Below are 20,780 nucleotides of genomic sequence, written 5' to 3'. Positions count from 1 at the left end.
CCAACGGGCGGGGCGGCACCGGACGGCAGGGCGGCCACGGGCCGGGACAACGCTGATTAGGGGAAGCCACATGAAACTGGTTATGGCCATCATCAAGCCGTTCAAGCTCGACGAAGTGCGCGAAGCGCTGACCTCGCTCGGGATCCAGGGCCTGACCGTGAGCGAGGTCAAGGGCTTCGGTCGCCAGAAGGGCCAGACGGAGATCTACCGCGGCGCCGAATATTCGGTGAGCTTCCTGCCGAAGGTGAAGGTCGAGGTCGCCGTCTCGGACGAGCAGTACGAGCAGGTGGTCGAGGCGATCCAGAAGGCCGCCAACACCGGCCGCATCGGCGACGGCAAGATCTTCGTGCTGGAAATCGCCCAGGCCGTACGCATCCGCACCGGCGAGACGAACGCCGAGGCCCTGTAAGGGAGTCCGCTGTAACGGACGGCAGAAGGCCAGTCGGGTCCGTCCATCCGGCGGGACGGACCGCCGACCGCCGGCCTTCTCCGCCGGCGGTTCGTCTTCGCCGGGACCGCCGCTGGTCTTCGGATGCGTCCCGCTCGACTTTCCCGGACCGGGAGGATGCCTCGCGCACGCTGGCGGGGACCGGCCGGCGGCCGCCTCCAATGCTTATCCCCGCCCGGTTTTGTTCCCTTGTGCGGGGTGCCCGCCGCCGATAGGATCGGGGCCGAATCGTACGGGCGATCCACCGTACGCGAACGCCCAACACAGGAGCGACGGCGGCATGGTGACGGCGGCCCCCACCGAAACGGCCCCCAGCGGTATCCTTGCGCCCGGCAGCGACGGGGCGCCCGGCAACGACCGGCTCGACCGGCTGAGCGACTATCCCTTCACCCGGCTGGCCGCGCTGCTCGCCGACGTGACCCCGCGCGCCAACGTTCCGCCGGTCCTGCTGTCGGTCGGCGAACCGCAGCACCCCACCCCGCCGCTGCTGGACGAGACGCTGCGCGCCAATGCCCATCTGTGGGGCAAATATCCGCCGGTGAACGGCACGCCGGAGTTCCGCGCCGCCGTCGGCGACTGGCTGACCCGCCGCTATGCCCTGCCCGCCGGCCTGTTCGATGCCGAGCGCTGCGTCCTTCCCGTCTCCGGCACGCGCGAGGCGCTGTTCCTGCTGGCCCTGCTGGCCGTGCCGCAGAGCAAGGCCGGACGGCAGCCGGCGGTGCTGATGCCCAATCCCTTCTATGCGCCCTACGAGGGGGCGGCGCTGCTGGCCGGTGCGGAGCCGGTCTTCCTCGACGCCACCCGCGAAACCGGCTTCCTGCCCGACCTCGACAGCCTGACGCCCGACCTGCTGGAGCGGACGGCGCTGATGTATCTCTGCACCCCGGCCAACCCGCAGGGGGCCGCCGCCGACGCCGCCTATCTGGCGCGCGCCATCGGCTTGGCCCGCCGCCACGGCTTCATCCTGGCGGTGGACGAGTGCTATGCCGAGATCTACCTGGACACGCCGCCGGTCGGGGCCCTGCAGGTCGCGGCCGGGCTGGCCGGCGGCGATCCGGCGCGTCCCTGGGCGAACCTGCTGGTCTTCCATTCCCTGTCCAAGCGGTCGAGCGCCGCCGGCCTGCGTTCCGGCTTCGTGGCCGGCGACGCGGAGCTGATGGCCCGCTTCTCCCGCCTGCGCAGCTATTCCAACGCCGGCATGCCGCTGCCCGTCCTGGCGGCCAGCGCGGCGCTGTGGCGCGACGAGGCGCATGTCGAGGAGAACCGCGCGGCCTACCGCGCCAAGTTCGATGCGGCGGAGGCGGCGCTGAAGGGGCGCTACGGCTATTACCGGCCGGACGGCGGCTTCTTCCTGTGGCTGGAGGTCGGCGACGGCGAGGAGGCGGCCCGCCGCCTGTGGGCGGAGGGCGCCATCCGCGTGCTGCCCGGCGCCTACCTCACCCGCTGCGCCCCCGGCGAGCCGAACCCCGGCGCGCCCTTCATCCGCGTGGCCCTGGTGCAGGATGCCGAGACGATCGGCCAGGCCTGCGCCGCGATCGCGCGCATCCTGGGCTGACCAGCACCGGCGCTCCGCCCCCGCGGGGCGCCCCGTTACCCGTCACAGCAAGACATCTTGATGGCCCGATCCGCTAGCAACACCCGTGGTGCGAACGCCAAGCCGGCGAAGTCGGCCGGACGGCAGGAAAAACCGCCCTTCTTCTCCCCCGCCATGCGCGCCTTCGTGCTGGCGCGGGTGCGGGAGACGGTGGGCTTCCTGCTGGGCCTGTTCGGGCTTCTGCTGATGGTGCTGCTCGGCAGCTACGACCCGTCCGACCCGTCGTGGAACAGCGTCCCGGCCGCCGGGGCGAAGGTGCAGAACCTGTTCGGCGCGCCGGGCGCCTGGCTGGCCGACCTGCTGATCCAGTCGCTGGGCTGGTCCTCCTTCCTGCTGGCGCTGGTGCCGATGTTCTGGGGCTGGCGGCTCGGCGCGCAGAAGACGATCAGCCACCCGCTCTACCGCACCGTGCTGGCGCTGTGGGGCGTGCTGCTGGTCGCCATGGCGCTGGAGGGGCTGACGGTCGAATCGCCGGACCCGCTGGCCGCCCATCCCGGCGGCAGCATCGGGCAGGTGCTGCTGCGCGGCGTCAACAACCTGATGCTGGGCGGCCATGGCGAGCCGATGGTCGCAACCGTCGCCGCCTGCGCCGGCGGCTTCATCCTGTTCCTGGCGGCCGGTCTGTCGCTGACCGAATGGCTGGTCAGCCTGCGCGGCTTCGCCGTCGGTTCGATCCGGCTGCTCGCCCTGCTGGGCCGGCTGCTGCTGCGCGCGGCGGCGCTGCTGATCGGGCGCAAGCCCGCGGCGGAGGCCGAGGCCGCCCGGCCGAAGGACGGGCAGAAGAAGGAGGCGCCGCGGCGCGAGCCCCTGCTGCGGTCGCGCCGGGTGCCGAGCTTCGACGACGTGCCCGGCCGCGGCGTCGAGGGCGACATCCGGCCCGAGCCCGAGATCGTCGCCCCACGCCTGTCGGACGAGAAACCGCGCAACGCCGCCCCCGCCGCCGGCCGCAAGGCCGATCCGCGGCTGGAGGCCGCCCGCCGCGACCCGCGCCAGACCGCCCTGCAGTTGGAGGAGGCGGACGACGGCTACGAGCTGCCGCCGCTCGACCTGCTGCAGACGCCGCCGCCCGGGGCGCGCGGCGAACAGCTCGACGAGGAGGCGCTGCGCCGCAACGCCACCACGCTGGAGGGCGTGCTGTCCGACTTCGGCGTGCGCGGCGAGGTGCAGAAGGTCCATCCCGGCCCGGTCGTCACGCTGTACGAGCTGGAGCCGGCGCCGGGCGTGAAGTCGTCGCGCGTCATCGGCCTCGCCGACGACATCGCGCGCTCGATGAGCGCCGTTTCGGTGCGCGTCGCGGTCGTCCCCGGCCGCAACGTGATCGGCATCGAGATGCCCAACGCCAAGCGCGAGACGGTGCTGCTGCGCGAGCTGCTGTCGGCCGAGTCGTTCGACAAGAACAACGGCAAGCTGGTGCTGGCGCTGGGCAAGGACATCGGCGGCCAGCCGGTGGTGGCCGACCTCGCCCGCTTCCCGCACCTGCTGGTCGCCGGCACCACCGGCTCGGGCAAGTCGGTGGCGATCAACACGATGATCCTGTCGCTGCTCTACCGGCTGCCGCCGGAGCGCTGCCGCTTCATCATGATCGACCCCAAGATGCTGGAGCTGTCGGTCTACGAGGGCATCCCGCACCTGCTGACCCCGGTGGTGACCGACCCCAAGAAGGCGGTCGTCGCGCTGAAGTGGACGGTGCGGGAGATGGAGGACCGCTACCGCAACATGTCCAAGCTGGGGGTCCGCAACATCGAGGGCTACAACGCCCGCCTGCGCGAGGCCCGCGCCAACGGCGAGTCGCTGACCCGCCGCGTGCAGACCGGCTTCGACCCCGACACCGGCAAGCCGCTGTTCGAGGAGCAGCCGCTCGACCTGACCGAGCTGCCCTACATCGTGGTGATCGTCGACGAGATGGCCGACCTGATGCTGGTGGCGGGCAAGGACATCGAGGCGGCGATCCAGCGCCTCGCCCAGATGGCGCGCGCCGCCGGCATCCACCTGATCATGGCGACGCAGCGTCCGTCGGTCGACGTCATCACCGGCACCATCAAGGCCAACTTCCCGACCCGCATCAGCTTCCAGGTCACCAGCAAGATCGACAGCCGCACCATCCTCGGCGAACAGGGGGCGGAGCAGCTCCTCGGCCAGGGCGACATGCTCTACATGGCGGGCGGCGGCCGCATCACCCGCGTCCACGGCCCCTTCGTCGCCGACGGCGAGGTGGAGCAGATCGTCAAGTTCCTCAAGACGCAGGGCGAGCCGAGCTATGTCGACGCCGTGCTGGAGGAGGACGAGGAGCCGGGCGGCGGCGATGGCGGCGGGAGCGGCGGCAGCCTCGCCGGCGGATCCGGCGACGACCTCTACGACAAGGCGGTCGCGGTGGTCTGCCGCGAGCGCAAGGCCTCGACCAGCTTCATCCAGCGCCAGCTCCGCATCGGCTACAATTCCGCCGCCCGGCTGATCGAGCGGATGGAGGCGGAAGGCGTCGTCAGCAAGCCCAACCACGCCGGCAAGCGCGAGGTGCTGGCCCGCGACATCGACGAGTAAGGATACCGCCCGCCCTTACCCCCTTTTCCCATCCTTACTTGGATCCCGAAGCGGCAGCGCCCATCTCCGACATGGCCCCTCCGTCCGGGCCCGCCCCCGACGGACCCTTCCCCTGCAAGGATCATCCGACCGTGCTTCGTCGACCCCTCCTCGCCGTCTGTCTCGCTCTCGGCCTTGGCGCCGCCGCGGCGCCCCCGGCCCTCGCCGCCCCTGCCCCGGCCAGGCTGACGGCGCAGCAGCAGACCACGCTGGCGCAGGTCGAGGAGTATCTGAACAGCGTCCACACGCTGCAGTCCAAGTTCGTCCAGGCCGCCCCCAGCGGTTCGCAGACCTCCGGCACCTTCTATCTGTCGCGGCCGGGCAAGATGCGGCTGGATTACGACCCGCCGGTGAAGGACTTCATCGTCGCCGACGGAACCTTCGTCTTCTATTGGGACGGCGAGATGCAGCAGCAGTCGAGCGCGCCCATCGGGTCGACGCTGGCCGACTTCATCCTGCGCAAGGACATCCGCCTGTCCGGCGACGTGACGGTGACCGACGTCTTCCAGGCGCCGGGCGTCGTCGAGGTCTCGCTGGTGGAGACCAAGGATCCCGGCAAGGGCACCCTGACCCTGGTGTTCGAGGACCGGCCGCTGCAGCTTCGCAAATGGCGCGTGCTCGACGCCCAGGGGCTGACCACCGAGGTGGCGCTGCTGAACCCGCGGACCGGCCTGCCGCTGGACCGCGACCTGTTCTATTTCCGTGAACCCAAGCGCGGCAACGATTTCGGCCGCGGCAACTGAGGCCGGCCCGCCCATGCCCATGCCCCCGTCCAGCTCCATGCCCGGCCGGCGCAAGCCCCTGATCGGTGTCCCGGCCTGCATGCGCAGGCTGGGCGAGCATCCCTTCCACGTCGCCGGCGACAAATATGTGCGCGCCGTCTCGGACGGGGCGGATGCGCTGCCCCTGCTGATTCCCGCTCTGGGCGACGGCATCGACATCGCCGACCTGATTGCGCGGCTCGACGGCCTGCTGGTCACCGGCAGCCCGTCCAACGTCGAACCGCAGCTGTACGGCGGCCCGGCCAGCGCCCCCGGCACGCTGCATGACCCCGCCCGCGACGCCACCACGCTGCCGCTGATCCGCGCGGCGCTGGAGGCCGGGGTGCCGCTGCTCGGCATCTGCCGCGGCTTCCAGGAGCTGAACGTCGCGCTGGGCGGCACGCTGCACCAGCGGGTGCAGGAACTGCCCGGCCACCTCGACCATCGCGAGGATCCGGACAGCCCGGTCGAGCTGCAGTACGCCCCCGCCCACGCCGTCCGCCTGACACCCGGCGGGCTGCTGTCGCGGCTGGCGGACGGCATGGCGGAGGTCCGGGTGAACTCCCTGCACAGCCAGGGCATCGACCGGCTGGCCGGGGGCTTGGCGGTGGAGGCGACGGCCCCCGACGGGCTGGTCGAGGGGGTGCGCGTCACCGGCGCCCCGGCCTTCGCCCTGGCGGTGCAGTGGCACCCGGAATGGCGTTTCCGGGAGAACCCGCTGTCGACCGCCCTCTTCCGCGCCTTCGGCGACTCGGCGCGGCAGCGCGCCGCCGGCCGGAGCTCCTGAGGACCGGCACCGCTGCGCATCGCCCGCCGCGGAGTTCTGCGAGCCCGTCAAGCCGCCTTGCGGACATGCGAAAGCGCCGCGCCGGAGCGGATCCGGCACGGCGCGCGACTCGCGGGTCGGGACGCTTACTTGCTGCGCGAAACCCGGCGCAGGAAGTCGATGAACTGCGCCTGCTCTTCCGGCGACAGGTCCTTGACCATGCCCTGGTCATGGGCCTGGACGCGCGGGATCAGCTCGTCCATCAGCTTCTGCCCCTCGGGCGACAGGCGCAGCGCGTAGGAGCGGCGGTCGTTCGGCGAGGGGGCGCGGATCACGAGACCGCGGGACTCGAGCCGGTCGATCACCGCCACCATCGTGGAGCGGTCGATGCCGACGGCGGTGCCGAGGTCGGACTGGGAAAGTCCCTCGTTCTCCCGGATCATGATCAGCACGCCGAACTGGCCGGGCGTGATGTCGTGGGGAGCGACGGCGTTCTGGAAGCTCTGGAACACGGCCACCTGGGCCTTGCGCAGATTGTAGCCCACCAGCTCCGGAAGGGGGCCAAGCGCCAGCTTGCCGTTCTTGCCAGGACGCAGGCGGGAACGCCGGTCGGCGGGGGTGGAGCGCTCGTTGTCTGTCACCGGGAATGCCATGGTTGAATGAACTGTCTTATGCGCTGATAAAATGCGGGCAAGTGCCCTGTTTGTCAGCAAGATACGCATCTTGTATGCAGCTCGCATAGCTGACTTGCATATTATGCATTGGTTGCAGGAAAATCACACGCCACCTTTTCTTTCAAGAAGTGGCCGTGCAGAACGGTCGCCCGTTCGTGGTTTCCCCTGCCGCACGCGGGTTCCGAGACAGGAGCTTCCGACGCCCGGTCCCCCCCAGGCCGGGCGTCTTCGTGTCCGGACCCCGATTCGACCGGTCCCGCCCCAGGGGCCGGCCTCCGAGTCGGCGGTCTGCCCCCACCGCCCCCGCCGGGCATTGCGCGGCCGGTCTTTCCGGTGGGCGGGCTTTCCGGTAGGTGTTTGGGCGGCGTCGAACGCCCTGCCCCACCTGAGGAAGCCCTTGCCATGGCCTATGCCATCCCCCTGTGGCCCCAGCCTGCCGTTCCCGTGACCGGCGGCGCCCCCTTCCCCGTCCGCCGCATCTACTGCGTCGGCCGCAACTATGCCGCCCACGCGCGCGAGATGGGCGCCGATCCCGACCGCGAGCCGCCCTTCTTCTTCACCAAGCCGGCCGACGCCATCGTGCCGGACGGGGCGACCATCCCCTACCCGCCGGCCACCTCCAACCTGCACCACGAGGTCGAGCTGGTGGTCGCCATCGGCCGCGGCGGCAGCGCCATTCCCGTCGAGTCGGCGCTGGAGCATGTGTTCGGCTATGCGGTCGGGCTCGACATGACCCGGCGCGACCTGCAGAACGCCGCGAAGAAGGAAGGCAAGCCCTGGGACATGGGCAAGGGCTTCGACCGCTCCGCCCCCTGCAGCGCGATCCGCACCGCCGCCGACATCGGCCACCCCGCGACGGGCGCGGTCACCCTGTCGGTGAACGGGGAGCTGCGCCAGAAAGGCGACCTGTCCGACCTGATCTGGTCGGTGGCGGAGACGGTCTCCTGCCTCTCCGGCCTCGTCGAGCTGCAGCCCGGCGACCTGATCTACACCGGCACGCCGGAAGGCGTCGGCCCGGTGAAGGCAGGCGACCGGCTGGAGGGCGCCGTCGAGGGCGTCGGCACCCTGACCGTGACGATCGGCTGATCCCCGATGCGCATCGCGACCTGGAACATCAACTCCGTCCGCATGCGGCTGGACCTGCTGCTCCGTCTGATCGACGAGCGGCAGCCGGACGTCATCTGCCTGCAGGAGACCAAGGTGGTGGACGCGGACTTCCCGCTGGCCCCCATCGTCGAGCGCGGCTACGCCCACACCCACATCCACGGGATGAAGAGCTACAACGGCGTCGCCATCCTCTCGAAGCATGCCTTCGAATCGAACGACGTCCAGCACTGGTGCGGCAGGCAGGACTGCCGCCATGCCCTGGCGCGGCTGCCGGGCGGGGTGGAGCTGCATTGCGTCTACATCCCGGCGGGCGGCGACATCCCCGACCCGGCGGTGAACGACAAGTTCGCCCACAAGCTGCAGTTCCTCGACGAGATGACGGAATGGTTCCGCAGCAACCGCTCTCCCGACCAGCCGATGATCCTGGTGGGCGACCTGAACATCGCCCCGCTGGAGAGCGACGTGTGGAGCCACAAGGAGCTGCTGGGCGTCGTCTCCCACACGCCGGTCGAGGTGGAGAAGCTGGCGGCCATGCAGGCCTCGGCCGGCTGGGTGGACGCGGTGCGCCACTTCGTCCCGCCGTCCGAAAAGCTCTATAGCTGGTGGAGCTACCGGGCGCGCGACTGGGCGGTATCGGACCGCGGCCGCCGCCTCGACCATATCTGGGTCACCCCGCCGCTGGCGGACAGGCTGCGCGGCCAGGCCATCCTGCGCGAGGCCCGCGGCTGGGAGCCCAAGCCGTCCGACCATGTGCCGGTCCTGGTCGATCTCGACCTCTGAGACCGGCAGGCCGCGCAGGGCCAGCCGCCGGGCGTGCCCGCACCCCGGCGGCGGCGCCTTCAGGTAAGGATGGCGTCAGGTAAGGATGGCGTCCGGCAGCGGTCAGCCGCGCCGCTTGGCGCGGAAGGCGGCGACCTTGGCGCGGTTGCCGCACAGCGCCATGCTGCACCAGCGCCGGCTCTTGGCCCGGGTGCGGTCGAGGAACAGCAGGCCGCAGCCCTCGCCCTCGCACTGCTTGACCAGGGTGAAGTCCTCGCCGGTCAGCAGGTCGCCGATCGAGTCGGCGATCGGCAGCAGCAGCACGTCCGGCCCGCGCCAGCGCCGCCGGTTGCGCCAGCGCAGGACGCCGGCCCCCTCGCCATGGTCATGGCCGCGCCCGTCCTCCGGCCGTCCGGCCGCCTCGATGCGGCGGAAGGCGTCGTCGGTCGCCAGCAGGGCGTTGAGCGGCGCCAGATCCCGCACGTCGGCGGCGGTCAGCGGGCGCCCGGCATGGCTCTGGACGAAGCCGCGAAACCACTCCCGCAGCGACCGGGCCCGGTGGGCCACGTCGTCCAGCAGCTCCTCGGCCCCGTCGCCCAGCGACACCCCCAACTGCTCCGGCGCCAGCAGACCGGCCGCGTCCAGCCAGGCCAGCAGGTCCCGGCCGGTCGACAGCCACTCCCGCGCCGCGCCGCGGCTCCCGGCGCCGGTATTCAGGAAGTCCATGGCCGGATGGTCGCCGCAGAAGAGCGGACGTTCGCTCGGTCCAGACAGAACGGAAGATTTACGCATGGGAAAACAGTAACCGCCCCGTGCGCGCTATAAAAGAAACGTTTTGTGACGGATACCGGTTGACGTTCGGAATATTGGCGAACGAATGGTAACTTGGTTACATTCATTTGGGAGGTTACTTGACCGGCCAGGAGGAATCAGCCCCCGGGCTCCAGCGGCAGGTTCAGCGCCAGCACCGACGGCGTTCCGTCGGGCGCCAGGGCGAAACGGTGGGCACAGCCGTCGCGCAGGCCGTGCGCCGGCTCCGCCACCAGGTCCCAGCCGGTGGCGAGCGCGTAGAGCGCGCGGATCAGCCCGCTGTGCGCCACCGCCCCGGCCGGGCGTCCCTGCGCCGCCACCTCCGCCAGCCAGGGGCGCAGCCTGTCCTGCATCGCCCGCGGGCTTTCGCCGCCCGGCGGCCGGAAGTCGAGGCCGAGCCGGTCGCGCCGCCGCGGCAGCAGGCCGGAGCCGTGGAGGTCGGCGATCAGCATTCCCTCCCAGTCGCCCCAGTTCATCTCGACCAGCCGCGGTTCGGGGAGCGGGTCGAGACCGAGCAGCCGCGCGGTCTCCCACGCCCGGATCTTCGGGCTGGCGTACCAGACGCGCTCCCCGGCCTCCGGCGGCAGGCGCCAGCCGGCCACCCGCGCCCGGCCGGCTTCCGACAGGGGCTGGTCGATGCTGCCCTGGATGCGGCCTTCGGCGTTCCAGGCGGTCGGGCCGTGGCGGACGATGATCAGGTCGGTCATGGCGATCCGGATGGAGGGGAGTTGCGCGGCAGGTGTCACGCGGCGGGTGTCACGCGGTAGCCGTTACGGGGCGGGCGTGTCGGCGGCGACCACCACCCGGTTGCGCCCGCCATGCTTCGCCCGGTACAGCGCCTTGTCCGCGCTCGACAGCAGGGCGTCCAGCGTGCGGTCGCCGTCGCGGCAGCTCGACACGCCGGCGGAAATGGTGAAGTGGATGGTGCGGCGGCCGGCCGGCACCCGCAGTCCGGCGATCGTCTCGCGCAGCCGCTCGGCCGCGGCGCGGGCGGCATCCGCCCCGGTTTCCGGCAGCAGGATGGCGAACTCCTCGCCGCCGATGCGGCCGAAGATGTCGTTGGTCCGCAGCATCGAGCGGCAGCCGTCGGCGAAGGCCTTCAGCGCCCGGTCGCCGATGGCGTGGCCGAAGGCGTCGTTGATGTGCTTGAAGTGGTCGATGTCGACCGACAGCAGGCTGACCTGACCGCCATAGCGGCGCGAGCGGTTCAGCTCGCTTTCCGCCAGCTCCATGAAGTGGCGGCGGTTGAACAGGCCGGTCAGCGGGTCGGTGATCGCCAGCACCTGCAGCCGGTCCTCGTTCTCCTTCAGGGTGGTGACGTCGGTCACGACGACATAGGCGACGGCCGGCCCATCCCACGGCAGGGGCGCCATGCTGACCTGCGTGCGGATGGGGTGGCCGTCCGGTCCCGCCCCCGGTCCGAGCAGCGTGACGTCCATCGTCCGCACCGGAACGCCGCCATGCAGGCAGTCGAGGAAGGCGGTCTCCAGGGCGGCGCGCTCCGCCGGCTCCACGAACTCCAGCAGGTTGCGGCCGAGCGGCGACCGCCCCGGCCCGACGAGGAGCTGCGCGCCCTCCTGGTTGGCGTAGACGATGCCCGTCTCGCGATGGATCAGCACGCCGACCGGGATCCGGTCCAGCACGTCGCCGAGCTGCGCGCCGCCCGGCGGACCAGCGGACATTGTGGACAGGGATGGAGAAGGAGGCAACGAGGGGGGCGATGCCGGCCGCGAGGTCACCGCATCGGCCAACTCACAACCGTCAGATGGGGTAGTGTCCGATATGGTCGCCACGGCTGCATACCAGCGTCATCAGGTAATACTACTTATGGACGCGAACCCCACCTGACGCAATGGAAAAAGCCCGGCCGGGCCCGCCCGGTCACGGCTTCACGCCGTCCTTCGTGCCGCGCGGGGCGGGGGCCGGCTGCTGCTTCAACTGGGCCAGCACATAGCGCACGCGCGTCAGGTCCGGCGGCGGTGCGGGCGCGCGGACGGTGCCGGTGCGCGGCGGCTCGGCCGGTTTCGTCTTGGCGGCGGCACCGGCGGCCGGAACGGCGGCGGCCGCCTGGCGGGCCGGCGGCGGGGCGGGCTCGGGAGCTGGAGCGGGGACGTCGGCGACCTGGACCGGCGGGGCGGCGGCGGGCTTCGGCCGTGGCGAGGCCTTCGCCTCCAGGATGGCGGGGCTGGTGCGCGGCTCCCCGCCCTTCGGCGTCCAGGTGCGGAAGGGGCCGGTATCGACATGGACATGGCCGGTGTGCGGATAGACGGCATAGCCGCCGCGCCGCATCTCCGCCGCCGCCTCGCCCAGGCAGGAGGGGGCGACGCCGGGGATGGAGAAGTCGGCCGCCTGGCCGCGCATATGGTAGGAGTTCTCCGCCACATTGCCGTTGCTGCGGGCCAGCGCCGCATTGGTGGCGGCCGAGCGGTAGCCGGAGGTCACGCGGATCGGCATGTCGGAGGCGGCGCCGCAGCGCTGGCGAAGCTCCACCAGCATGTCGATCAGCGCGGGGTCGACCGGCACCACCTCTCCGGTGCGGCGGTCGCGGAACAGCATGGAGATCTGGCGCAACGCATCGGCGTCATAGCCGCCGGGGCGCCAGTAGGTGACGGATACCATCTCTCCGCTGCCGGGATGGGTCAGGACGACGGAGCGCGGACCGTCGCCGAGCCCGCCGGTCCCAGGGGTGGAAGCGCATCCCGCCAGCGCGATCGCTGCGAGCAGGCAGGCAAAGACGGCACGCAGCGACCCCCGCATCGACACCCCCGTCCCCCAACGCGGTTGCATCGGGTCCTTGTACCAGAATTGTCACAAGAGGGCACTGTGACAATGCAGGACGGGAGGCGAATCGCCACTGCCCGTGTCCTGAAAGCCGCGAGACCGGCCGGCGCGGGGACCACCCCCGGCCCGGCCCCCGGCGGCCCTGCCCGACCGGCGGCCCGCCGGGTACCTTCGGAGTTTCGCGGCCGGTCGCCCGGCAGCCCGCGGGTTGCCGTCCGCCTTCCGTCTCCACCGGAAGGCGAGTCCGCGGCGGTCTCTTCAGAGGGAAGCTGATCGTCCGGATCAACCCTCAATATGTGGAGGTGCCGCCACCAACGGGATGTGGTAAGGTCACGGCCGAATCGCAGCGCCCCCTGACGGCGGCTCCAGATAACGGCTCCGGAAGCAGCCACCGACGGATGGATCCAGACAAGCTCGCCAAAGTCCTCGCCATGGCCGAGTCGGACCACCAGGGCGAAGCGCTGTCCGCCCTGCGGGCTGCGCGCATCATGCTGTCGCGCGCCGGGCTGTCCTTCCGCGACCTCGCCGAAGGTGCCCGTCCCGCCCGTGCGCCGGACCCGCCGCCCGGCCCCGCCGCGTCGCCGGCGGAGCAGGCGCCGCCCAGCCCTCCCCCGCCGCCCGGCGAACTGGTGGACGGCCTGCGCCGTCAGGTGCGCGACCTGGAGCGCGAGGTGGCCGGGCTGAAGCGGCAGCTCGACCGCACGGTCGGCGAGATGGAACGTCACCGCGACGAGGCGCGGCGCTGGCGCAAGCTGGCGCGCGAGACCGCCGACAAGCTGTGGGACATGGGCAAGGCGCTGGAGCGCAAGCATTCCCGCCACAGCAGCGCCGACAAGCGGCGCGCCATCCTCGACCATCTGCAGGATCCCGGCAGTGCCCTGCTCTCCGACCAGGAGATCGCCCGGCGGGTCGGCACCTCCGCCCAGTCGGTCGCGCACTGGCGCCGCCGGCTCGCCATCGTCGGGCGCAAGATCCGGCTTCTGCCGGTGGTGCCGCGCGGGCGCGGGCTGTGGGGCGGCGGGATCGGCAAGCGCGGCGTCCCGCCGGACGGCCTGCGTTTCCGCTGGCTGGCCAACCCGGCCGTTCCGACCATCGCCGGACGGGGCGGGGCCGGGCCGGGCGGCGCCGGGGCGGCCCTGCCGCGGGCGGGGATCTCGGGGTCGCTCGGCGGCCCGCTGCGCGGGGCCGGTCAGGGCACCAGGCGATAGCCGCCGGGTTCCGTCACCAGAAGTTCGGCGTTGGACGGGTCGCGTTCCATCTTCTGGCGCAGCCGGTAGATGTGGGTCTCCAGCGTGTGGGTGGTGACCCCGGCATTGTAGCCCCACACCTGCCCCAGCAGGGCCTCGCGCCCCACCGTCTCCCCCGCCCGGTACAGGTGCTTGAGGATGGCCGCCTCCTTCTCCGTCAGGCGGATGCGGCGGTCGGCCGCCTCGTCGAGCAGCAGCTTCGCCGTGGGCTGGAAGCGGTAGGGACCGATGGCGATGGCCGGCTCCTCGCTCTGCTCGAACTGGCGGAGCTGGGCGGTCAGCCGCGCGATCAGCACGCCCAGCCGGAAGGGCTTGGCGATCTGGTCGCTCGCCCCCGCCTCGATGCCCGCCAGCGCATCGGCCTCGGTTCCCGGGGCGGTCAGCAGAAGGATCGGGCAGCGCACCCCGTCCTGCCGCAGCCGGCGGCACAGGGCATGGCCGTCCATGTCCGGCAGGCCGCTGTCGAGCAGGATGGCGGAAAGGCCGCCGGACCGCACCGCCTCCAGCGCCGTGGCGCCGTCGCCCGCCTCCACCGTCTCGACCCCGTCCAGAAGCTGGATCTGTTCGGCCAGCGATTGGCGGAGGACGTCGTCATCGTCGACGAGCAGGATGCGTTTGGCCGCGGTCATTCGTTGCTGGTCACCATCGGATTGGCACGGCCGCCGGACCGGCCCCGGTTGCAGAACCCTCCCGGACGGCGGGGCGGGACCTTAGCACGCGCACGCGAGACTTGTCCTAAGCCTTGTCGGCCGGCGCGGAGCCGGCTGTTCCCGGCCCCTGCAGCCGGGCGAGCAGCATCGCCGCACCGGCCTCGTCCGGCGGCGCCACGACGAGGCGATCCGCCGGCAGGCCGAGCGGCGCCAACGCCCGGGCGGCATCCCCGTCCGGCACGGCGACGCAGCGGGTCAGCGCCAGCGCCGCCTGCTCCAGATGGCGCCGCGCCGCGGCGGCCGGCCCCGCCTCCTCCCACCCCGGACGCTCCATCAGGGCGACGAAGCGCAGCCGCCGGCTGTCGAGCGGCAGCAGCCCGGCCAGGGTGGGCAGCAGCCCGCCGTCGAACAGAAGCGCCGACCCATCCGGAATCCGCTCCAGCAGCAGGTCGGCCGCCAGCGTCGCCGATCCGTCCACCGCGCGGCGCGGCGGGGCGAGGCGGTGCGCAACCGGTTCGTAACCGCAACGATGCAGTGTTTCAGCCATGCGCAGGGCATAGGCGTCGGCCGGCAGGTCGGCCGGCATCAGGATGTGGGAGACCGCGCAGTCCGGCATCTTGGTGTTTTTCCTCCCTGGCTCGTGTCGGCGCCGGACGCGCACCATAATGCATCGCAGCATCGGCGCACCTCTCCTTTCACCGCCGGCCCCCGGTCGTGCCCCGGCGGACCGCCGCCGGCCGCCGCCGGCCGCCAATCGTTGCGCCGGCGGAAACGGTGCGGCGCGCGGGATTTGCTGGACAGGGCTGCGCCACCTGCGCTTTGCTTCGGCACTTCGCACCCCCATCTGTTGCCTTTCCCATCGGGCTTTTGCTGACCATGCTTGCCGATCTGCCCTCCGAACCCGCCCAAACCCCCGCCCAGCCCATCGATGAGGCCGTCGTCCGCGCGGTCGACCGGGCGCTGGCGGCCCTGCGCCGGGGCGAGGAGGTGGTGGTGGCGACAGCCGATGGCGGCGTCGGCGCCGTGGTCTCCGTCGAGTCGGTGCCCAACGACGCGGTCGCCCGGCTGAAGCGGCTGACCGGCGGGGAGCCGATGCTGGCCGTGACCCGGCGGCGGGCCGTCGTGCTCGGCCTGATCCAGGACGACCGGCCGGGAACGGCCGGGGACGACCGGCCGGGGACGGCCGGGGCCGTCATGCTGGCCGCCCCCGGCGGTCTGACGCCGGAGCAGATCCGCGCCCTGGCCGATCCCGAACATTATCCGGAGGGCAGGCTGCCCCCCGGCCTGACCGCGGCGCCGGCCGAACCCGGCTCCTTCGCCGCGGCGGCCGTGGAGATGGCGCGGCTCGCCCGGCTGCTGCCGGCCGCGATCTTCGCCAGGGCGGCGGGGGTGCAGGGAACGGCCGCCGGCTGGGCCGGGCGCATCGACCGGCTGCTGGTCGGCGCCCGCGACGTCAACGACTACCGCGTCCATGTGGTGCGGACCCTGCGCCGCGTCGCCGACGCCCGCGTGCCGCTGAGCGGGGCCGAGAACACCCGCATCTACGCCTTCCGCCCGGCCGACGGCGGGCCGGAGCATCTCGCCATCGTCATCGGCGAGCCGGCGCCCGACCAGCCGGTGCTGGCGCGGCTGCATTCCGAATGCTTCACCGGCGACCTGCTGGGCAGCCTGCGCTGCGACTGCGGCGACCAGCTCCGCGGCGCCATCGCCGAGATCGCCCGCCAGGGCAGCGGCGTCCTGCTCTATCTGGCGCAGGAGGGGCGCGGCATCGGGCTGGTCAACAAGCTGCGCGCCTACCGCATCCAGGACCTCGGCTTCGACACGGTGGACGCCAACGAGATCCTGGGCTTCGAGGCGGACGAGCGGGTCTATCTGCCGGCGGCGGAGATGCTGCGGCAGCTCGGCTTCTCCGCGGTGCGGCTGATGACCAACAACCCGGAGAAGCTGCGCCAGCTCGCCCGCTGCGGGATCGAAGTGGTGGAGCGGGTGCCGCACATCTTCCCCGCCAACGGCCACAACGAAGCCTATCTGCGCACCAAGGCGGAGCGCAGCGGCCACATGTTCTGAGCAGCCGGCCAAGCCCCGCCGCCCGGCAGGAACGGCCCGCGGACCGGCGGGCGCCCGGCAGCTTCTGCCGGGTGGCGCCATGGCCCGGAATCGGATTCCGCATCCGCCCGCCGACTCCGCCCCCGACGGTCGGCAAAAGGCCGGATCCCGGCTTCCGGAAACTGGCACGGCGCTTGCTGTCCTGACGGTGGACCTTCGACGGGAGACCGCCCATGGCCATCGACGCCACCACCTTCGACAGCACGTCTGCCGCCCGGACGGTGCAGCGCGAGCCGGCCCCATCCCTGACGGTTCCCCCCAGCCGCGACAGCGAGCCCGTCGAGATCAAGGGCGACATGTCCTTCTGGGACTTCCTCGACGTCATCAACCCGCTGCAGCACCTGCCGATCATCGGCACGATCTATCGCGAGATCACCGGCGACACCATCCAGCCGGCCGCCCGCGTGATGGGCGGCATCCTGTTCGGCGGGCCGCTCGGCGCCGCCGGGGCCGTCGTCAACGCGATGGTCGAGCAGGCGGAGGGCAAGGACATCGGCGACCAGGTCATGAGCGCGCTCGGCATGGGCGGCGACACCCCTTCCGCCGGCAAGGGGGACGGCACCGCCGTGGCCGCCGCCGGCGGGCTGCACGACAATCTTGCCGCCGCCGGCTCCGGCCCGGCGGCAGCGGCGGCGGGAGCGCCTCAAGCCGCGGCGCAGGCCGCGGCCGCCCAAGGCGCCCAGGGCGCCGCGGCCCAGGCTGCCATGAAGGACGCGGCGACCAAGGAAACGGCGTCCTCCCGCCAGCCGGACCAGCCGATCCGCCTGTTCACCGGCTCCGCCGGACAGGGCGCACCGGCGGGACAGCAGGCGGTCCAGGCTGCCCGCACGGCGGCCGCCACCCCGGCCAACACCATGCTGGCGGCGCAGCTCGCCGGGCAGGACGGCCCGGTCGTCCCGCACCCGACCCGGATGCCGGCCCGCGACACCAACCTCGCCAACACCATGCAGGCCAAGCACGCCGCCGCGCAGGCGCGGGCACCCCTTCCGGGCTCCGCCACGCCGTCCAAGGCCGACGCGGCCCGGCCGCTGCCCCCCGCCGCCGGCAACAGCGTGGCGCCGGTGTCGCCCGAGATGCTGTCCGAGACGATGATGCGCAACCTTGCCAAGTACGAGCAGACGCGCAAGGCTGCGGGTCAGGGCGCGGCGGCTCCCGCCGTCCGCGTGTCCGGCTGACCCTTAGCTTGCGGAACGGTCCCATGGTCGAACTCACGGTCCACCCCGACGGCCGGCTCGTCTGGCCCGGCGGCACGCTGCGTTGCGCGCTCGGCCGCGGCGGCGTGCGGGCGGACAAGCGGGAGGGGGACGGGGCGACGCCGGTCGGGCGCTTCGCCCTGCGCCGCGTGCTGTGGCGGGCCGACCGTCTGGCACGGCCGGAGACGGACCTGCCGACCCAGGCGATCGCGCCGGACGACGGCTGGTGCGACGACCCGGCCGATCCCGCCTACAACCGGCCGGTCAGGCGGCCCTACCCGGCGAGCCACGAGGAGCTGTGGCGCGAGGACGGGCTTTACGACGTCATCGTCGTGATGGGCCACAACGACGACCCGGTGGTGCCGGGGCAGGGCAGTGCCGTCTTCTTCCATGTCGCGCGGCCGGACTGGGGGCCGACGCAGGGCTGCGTCGCCCTGCCGCTGCCCGACCTGCTGGCCGTGCTGAAGGCCTGCGGGCCGGGCTCGGCCCTGACCGTGCTGGACCCGGCACCGGACCCGGCGGCCTGAGCGCCGGCCGGGCGGGTCAGCCCTCGGCGGCCGGGTAGGGGCGGGCGCCGAAGATGGCGGTGCCGACCCGGACATGGGTGGCGCCGAAGCGGATCGCAGTCTCGAAATCGCCGCTCATCCCCATGCTGATTTCGGGCAATGCCAGGCGGCGCGCCAGCTCCGACAGCAGGGCGAAATGCATCGCCGGCTCCTCGTCGACCGGCGGGATGCACATCAGGCCGCTGACCGGCAGGGACCAGCGGTCGCGGCAGGCGGCGAGGAACTCCTCCACCTCGCGCGGGGAATGCCGGCCTTCTGCGGCTCCTCGCCGGTGTTCACCTCGATCAGCAGGCGGGGCCGCCGGCCGGTCCTGGCGATCTCGGCGGCGAGCGCCTCGGCCAGCTTCGGCCGGTCGAGCGTCTGGATGACGTCGAACAGCGCCACCGCATCCTTGACCTTGTTGGTCTGCAGCGGGCCGATCAGGTGCAGCTCCAGCTCCGGAACCCGCTCCTTCAGCGCCGGGAACTTGGCCTTGGCCTCCTGGACGCGGTTCTCGCCGAACACGCGCTGGCCGGCGGCGAGCGCCTCCTCCACCGCCTCGGCCGGATGGGTCTTGGAGACGGCGACCAGCGTCACCGCGCCCGCCTCGCGCCCGCAGGAGCGGCAGGTTTCGGCGATCGCCTCGCGGACGGCGCCGAGTCGGGCGGTCACGCTTGCGGCATCGGCGGCGCCGGCGTCGGATTCGGTGCTGTGCGTCAAGGACATGGCGGGGCTCTCCCAGAGCGGCCCGGGGTATACAGGGGGCCGCGGGCGTGGTACCGGACCACCCATTGAAACGCAAGTACCCCGAGGAGACCATCCCATGTGGACGTGGTTTCGCCGCCCGCTCCGGCGGGCCGTTCTGCCGGCCGTCGCCCTGACGCTGGGGCTCGCCTTCGCCGGCCCCGCCCCGGCGGAGGACGCCAGGCCCGGCACCGGCAAGCAGGCCCAGAAACAGGGCGACGCCCAGAAGCCGGCGGCGGGCAAACAGGCCGATCCCAAGCCGTCGGATGGGGCCAAGGCGCCGCCCACCATGGCCGTCTCGCCGATGACCCGCGTCACCTTCGACGTGCCGCCCTTTCCGCTGGGCGACGACGGCACCTACCGCGGCTTCCTCGACGACCTGCTGAAGGAGTATGGCCGCCGCTGCACCCGGCAGGAGCAGTTCGGCTGGGAGTTCGCGAAGGGAGACCAGACGGCCGCCCAAACCATCGTCCAGGCCACCATGACCGGCTTCGGCAAGGTCGGCTACCGGGTCGAGGGACTGAAGCCCAAGGCGCTCACCGACCCGCTGAGCCTCGCCTATTTCGCCCACAAGGACAGCGAGCGCATCGTCGTGGTCTGGGTACCGCTCGAGGCGTCGCTGCTGCTGACGATGTGCGACTCAGGCCCACGCTGAGCGTGGACGCCCGAACGCTGCGTCCGGGGCCGGATAAGGGGCCTGACAAAACGAAACGGCGGCGGATTTCTCCGCCGCCGTTCGCTCTTGCGGTGTCCGTTCGCCGGATCAGAAGGCGAAGCGGGTATCCCACATGATGATGTTGGCGTCGTTGTTCAGCGTGCCCTGCTTGTTGTCGACGTAGCTGTACTCCAGGCCGGTGGTCAGGCCCGGGGCCACGGTGTAGGTCACGCCGGCCTGCCACAGGTGGGTGCGGGCATTGTTCGCCGCACCGGTCAGGCCGAGGCCAACGGCGCCGCGGGCGTCGGTGTAGGTGGCGGCCAGGATGAGCGGGCCGGTGGTGTACTGGGCGCCGACCAGCCAGACCTGCTGCTTGTCGAGACCGGTCGAACCCTTGGCGTAGCCGCTCTTGCCGCTGTAGGCATAGCTGCCGCCCAGCTTGAAGCCGGCGTAGCCGACGTTCAGGCCGGCATGGACCGAGGACAGGTCCTCGATGTTGGTCGGGGCGTCGGCCTTGCCGAACTGGTAGGCGGCGCTGCCCTCGATGCTGACACCGCTGAACTCGCCGGTGTAGGTGGCCTGCACCTCGCCCATGTCGCGGAAGTTCGAGCTGGTGCGCTTCACGCGGTTGACGTTGGTGTTGCTGGAGCCCTCGGTCGGGGTGTAGGCGGCACCCAGCTTGAAGCCGCTGAAGCTCGGGCTCAGGTAGATGACCTTGGTCGAAGCGTCGCCCGACTCGAGGGTGCGCAGGCTGCCGATGACGTAGGGCAGGCCGACGGACACGCCACGGCGATCGGTGGCGGCGTAGAAGGCCGCCCAGTTGCCGTCCGGCGAGCCCTGGACGCCGTCCGGGTTCGGGCCGATGACGCCGTACTCGTCCGACAGGCCGTTGATCGTGCCGGCCTGGACGGTGCCGAAGGCGCCGGACACGAAGATGAACGCACGGTCGTTGTCGGTGGTGCGGCCGCCGGTGCCGTTGTCAACCGCGCGCAGGCGCAGGCGGGCGCCGTACTCCAGGCCGTTGTCGGCCTTGGCGGTCGGGGTGACGACCAGACGCATACGGTTGCGGAACTCGGTGGTCCGCAGGCCCTGGTCACGGTCCTGGTCGACGAAGCCGGCCTCGAAGTAGGCGTCGCCGCCGATCATGACGTCGAACTTCTGGGCAGAGGCGGTGCCGCAGGTGGCGGCCAGGGCGATGGCGGCGCAGCCGAGAGTGAGCGAACGCTTCATGGGTAAACAGTCCTTCTGCGGAGCACCCCTGGTGCCAGGGGGCGGCATGGTTGTCTTTGACCTTCCCCACTTAACTCTTCGGCAAACCGGGCGACAAGGGAGAATGTGTCGCTTCAGCTTAGTCCCGACACAC

20 protein-coding genes and 1 pseudogene are annotated in these 20,780 nt (G+C 72.0%); 12 read left to right on the top strand and 9 right to left on the bottom strand.

All coding sequences use genetic code 11. The annotated features are described in order from the left end of the window. The first annotated feature begins 70 nt into the window (after positions 1-70). The 5 genes from glnK (at position 71) to DEW08_RS07250 (ending at position 6,167) form a co-directional block, all read left to right on the top strand. A complete protein-coding gene (glnK, locus tag DEW08_RS07270) occupies positions 71-409 on the top strand; it encodes a P-II family nitrogen regulator (RefSeq protein ID WP_109325792.1) in 339 nt (112 codons plus the stop codon). 319 nt (positions 410-728) lie between these two features. Then, positions 729-2,003, top strand: a complete 1,275-nt coding sequence (locus DEW08_RS07265) for an aminotransferase class I/II-fold pyridoxal phosphate-dependent enzyme (RefSeq protein ID WP_109325787.1) — start codon at positions 729-731, stop codon at positions 2,001-2,003. Positions 2,004-2,063: 60 nt separating this feature from the next. Next, complete coding sequence (locus tag DEW08_RS07260) at positions 2,064-4,580, top strand: DNA translocase FtsK (protein ID WP_245986457.1); 2,517 nt, start codon at positions 2,064-2,066, stop codon at positions 4,578-4,580. A gap of 131 nt (positions 4,581-4,711) precedes the next feature. Further along, positions 4,712-5,362, top strand: a complete 651-nt coding sequence (locus tag DEW08_RS07255) for a LolA family protein (RefSeq protein WP_245986456.1) — start codon at positions 4,712-4,714, stop codon at positions 5,360-5,362. A gap of 13 nt (positions 5,363-5,375) precedes the next feature. Next, on the top strand, positions 5,376-6,167 hold the full coding sequence (locus DEW08_RS07250) for a gamma-glutamyl-gamma-aminobutyrate hydrolase family protein (RefSeq protein ID WP_211107185.1): 792 nt from the start codon (positions 5,376-5,378) through the stop codon (positions 6,165-6,167). Positions 6,168-6,292: 125 nt separating this feature from the next. Here the strand turns inward: DEW08_RS07250 and DEW08_RS07245 are convergent, their stop codons facing one another. Beyond that, on the bottom strand, positions 6,293-6,787 hold the full coding sequence (locus DEW08_RS07245) for a MarR family winged helix-turn-helix transcriptional regulator (protein WP_245986454.1): 495 nt from the start codon (positions 6,785-6,787) through the stop codon (positions 6,293-6,295). Between the two features lie 435 nt (positions 6,788-7,222). On the opposite strand from DEW08_RS07245, the gene DEW08_RS07240 reads away from it, so the two are divergent. Together DEW08_RS07240 and xth are read left to right on the top strand one after the other, a co-directional pair. Further along, entirely contained in the window at positions 7,223-7,906 is a 684-nt protein-coding gene (locus DEW08_RS07240) for a fumarylacetoacetate hydrolase family protein (RefSeq protein WP_109325783.1), read from the top strand. A 6-nt stretch (positions 7,907-7,912) separates the two neighbouring features. Then, positions 7,913-8,707: an exodeoxyribonuclease III gene (gene xth / locus DEW08_RS07235; RefSeq protein WP_109325782.1), complete on the top strand. Its 795-nt coding sequence runs from the start codon at positions 7,913-7,915 to the stop codon at positions 8,705-8,707. Positions 8,708-8,809: 102 nt separating this feature from the next. Here the strand turns inward: xth and DEW08_RS07230 are convergent, their stop codons facing one another. The 4 genes from DEW08_RS07230 to DEW08_RS07215 form a co-directional block, all read right to left on the bottom strand. After that, positions 8,810-9,412 (bottom strand): CGNR zinc finger domain-containing protein, encoded by a 603-nt coding sequence (locus DEW08_RS07230; RefSeq protein WP_245986453.1) that lies wholly within the window; start codon positions 9,410-9,412, stop codon positions 8,810-8,812. Positions 9,413-9,615: 203 nt separating this feature from the next. Then, entirely contained in the window at positions 9,616-10,203 is a 588-nt protein-coding gene (locus DEW08_RS07225) for a histidine phosphatase family protein (RefSeq protein WP_109325780.1), read from the bottom strand. Between the two features lie 63 nt (positions 10,204-10,266). Then, positions 10,267-11,178 carry a GGDEF domain-containing protein gene (locus DEW08_RS07220; RefSeq protein WP_109325779.1) on the bottom strand — a complete coding sequence of 304 codons (912 nt, stop codon included), beginning with the start codon at positions 11,176-11,178 and terminating at the stop codon, positions 10,267-10,269. A 199-nt stretch (positions 11,179-11,377) separates the two neighbouring features. Then, complete coding sequence (locus DEW08_RS07215; protein WP_245986451.1) at positions 11,378-12,283, bottom strand: YcbK family protein; 906 nt, start codon at positions 12,281-12,283, stop codon at positions 11,378-11,380. A gap of 392 nt (positions 12,284-12,675) precedes the next feature. Between DEW08_RS07215 and DEW08_RS07210 the strand changes: the two genes are divergently transcribed. Further along, the gene (locus DEW08_RS07210; protein ID WP_245986449.1) at positions 12,676-13,485 is read left to right on the top strand and encodes a hypothetical protein; all 810 of its coding nucleotides are present in this window, start codon (positions 12,676-12,678) and stop codon (positions 13,483-13,485) included. Here DEW08_RS07210 and DEW08_RS07205 read toward each other — a convergent pair. Together DEW08_RS07205 and DEW08_RS07200 are read right to left on the bottom strand one after the other, a co-directional pair. Then, entirely contained in the window at positions 13,467-14,153 is a 687-nt protein-coding gene (locus tag DEW08_RS07205) for a response regulator transcription factor (protein ID WP_109325777.1), read from the bottom strand. The genes DEW08_RS07210 and DEW08_RS07205 overlap by 19 nt on opposite strands. 106 nt (positions 14,154-14,259) lie before the next feature. Next, the gene (locus DEW08_RS07200; protein WP_109325776.1) at positions 14,260-14,790 is read right to left on the bottom strand and encodes a glycosyl transferase; all 531 of its coding nucleotides are present in this window, start codon (positions 14,788-14,790) and stop codon (positions 14,260-14,262) included. A gap of 260 nt (positions 14,791-15,050) precedes the next feature. Between DEW08_RS07200 and ribA the strand changes: the two genes are divergently transcribed. The 3 genes from ribA to DEW08_RS07185 all read left to right on the top strand — a co-directional run bounded on the left by ribA (position 15,051) and on the right by DEW08_RS07185 (position 18,000). Beyond that, positions 15,051-16,241 (top strand): GTP cyclohydrolase II, encoded by a 1,191-nt coding sequence (ribA, locus tag DEW08_RS07195; protein ID WP_109325775.1) that lies wholly within the window; start codon positions 15,051-15,053, stop codon positions 16,239-16,241. 212 nt (positions 16,242-16,453) lie between these two features. Beyond that, positions 16,454-17,455: a hypothetical protein gene (locus DEW08_RS07190; protein WP_109325774.1), complete on the top strand. Its 1,002-nt coding sequence runs from the start codon at positions 16,454-16,456 to the stop codon at positions 17,453-17,455. Between the two features lie 23 nt (positions 17,456-17,478). After that, a complete protein-coding gene (locus tag DEW08_RS07185) occupies positions 17,479-18,000 on the top strand; it encodes a L,D-transpeptidase family protein (RefSeq protein WP_109325773.1) in 522 nt (173 codons plus the stop codon). Positions 18,001-18,016: 16 nt separating this feature from the next. On the opposite strand, the pseudogene DEW08_RS07180 reads toward DEW08_RS07185, so the two are convergent. Beyond that, positions 18,017-18,744, bottom strand: a pseudogene (locus DEW08_RS07180) (YggS family pyridoxal phosphate-dependent enzyme). Between the two features lie 97 nt (positions 18,745-18,841). Between DEW08_RS07180 and DEW08_RS07175 the strand changes: the two are divergent. Then, a complete protein-coding gene (locus DEW08_RS07175) occupies positions 18,842-19,417 on the top strand; it encodes a hypothetical protein (protein ID WP_109325771.1) in 576 nt (191 codons plus the stop codon). Between the two features lie 108 nt (positions 19,418-19,525). Here DEW08_RS07175 and DEW08_RS07170 read toward each other — a convergent pair whose 3' ends face one another. After that, positions 19,526-20,647, bottom strand: coding sequence for a porin (locus tag DEW08_RS07170; RefSeq protein ID WP_109325751.1), 1,122 nt, complete (start codon positions 20,645-20,647; stop codon positions 19,526-19,528). Between the last annotated feature and the right edge of the window lie 133 nt (positions 20,648-20,780).

It is taken from the genome of Azospirillum thermophilum, from assembly GCF_003130795.1.
Taxonomy (GTDB): domain Bacteria; phylum Pseudomonadota; class Alphaproteobacteria; order Azospirillales; family Azospirillaceae; genus Azospirillum; species Azospirillum thermophilum.
This window is presented reverse-complemented; position numbering and strand designations above follow the sequence as displayed.

Excerpts from the sequence above, each read along its gene's own strand:
- DEW08_RS07210 (WP_245986449.1), top strand. The coding sequence starts at position 12,676 with ATGGATCCAGACAAGCTCGCCAAAGTCCTCGCCATGGCCGAGTCGGAC.
- DEW08_RS07215 (WP_245986451.1), bottom strand. The coding sequence starts at position 12,283 with ATGCAACCGCGTTGGGGGACGGGGGTGTCGATGCGGGGGTCGCTGCGT.
- xth (WP_109325782.1), top strand. The coding sequence starts at position 7,913 with ATGCGCATCGCGACCTGGAACATCAACTCCGTCCGCATGCGGCTGGAC.
- DEW08_RS07190 (WP_109325774.1), top strand. The coding sequence starts at position 16,454 with ATGGCCATCGACGCCACCACCTTCGACAGCACGTCTGCCGCCCGGACG.
- DEW08_RS07260 (WP_245986457.1), top strand. The coding sequence starts at position 2,064 with ATGGCCCGATCCGCTAGCAACACCCGTGGTGCGAACGCCAAGCCGGCG.
- DEW08_RS07185 (WP_109325773.1), top strand. The coding sequence starts at position 17,479 with ATGGTCGAACTCACGGTCCACCCCGACGGCCGGCTCGTCTGGCCCGGC.
- DEW08_RS07240 (WP_109325783.1), top strand. The coding sequence starts at position 7,223 with ATGGCCTATGCCATCCCCCTGTGGCCCCAGCCTGCCGTTCCCGTGACC.
- DEW08_RS07220 (WP_109325779.1), bottom strand. The coding sequence starts at position 11,178 with ATGTCCGCTGGTCCGCCGGGCGGCGCGCAGCTCGGCGACGTGCTGGAC.
- glnK (WP_109325792.1), top strand. The coding sequence starts at position 71 with ATGAAACTGGTTATGGCCATCATCAAGCCGTTCAAGCTCGACGAAGTG.
- DEW08_RS07265 (WP_109325787.1), top strand. The coding sequence starts at position 729 with ATGGTGACGGCGGCCCCCACCGAAACGGCCCCCAGCGGTATCCTTGCG.
- DEW08_RS07230 (WP_245986453.1), bottom strand. The coding sequence starts at position 9,412 with ATGGACTTCCTGAATACCGGCGCCGGGAGCCGCGGCGCGGCGCGGGAG.
- DEW08_RS07170 (WP_109325751.1), bottom strand. The coding sequence starts at position 20,647 with ATGAAGCGTTCGCTCACTCTCGGCTGCGCCGCCATCGCCCTGGCCGCC.
- DEW08_RS07205 (WP_109325777.1), bottom strand. The coding sequence starts at position 14,153 with ATGACCGCGGCCAAACGCATCCTGCTCGTCGACGATGACGACGTCCTC.
- ribA (WP_109325775.1), top strand. The coding sequence starts at position 15,051 with ATGCTTGCCGATCTGCCCTCCGAACCCGCCCAAACCCCCGCCCAGCCC.
- DEW08_RS07200 (WP_109325776.1), bottom strand. The coding sequence starts at position 14,790 with ATGCCGGACTGCGCGGTCTCCCACATCCTGATGCCGGCCGACCTGCCG.
- DEW08_RS07250 (WP_211107185.1), top strand. The coding sequence starts at position 5,376 with ATGCCCATGCCCCCGTCCAGCTCCATGCCCGGCCGGCGCAAGCCCCTG.
- DEW08_RS07225 (WP_109325780.1), bottom strand. The coding sequence starts at position 10,203 with ATGACCGACCTGATCATCGTCCGCCACGGCCCGACCGCCTGGAACGCC.
- DEW08_RS07175 (WP_109325771.1), top strand. The coding sequence starts at position 18,842 with ATGTGGACGTGGTTTCGCCGCCCGCTCCGGCGGGCCGTTCTGCCGGCC.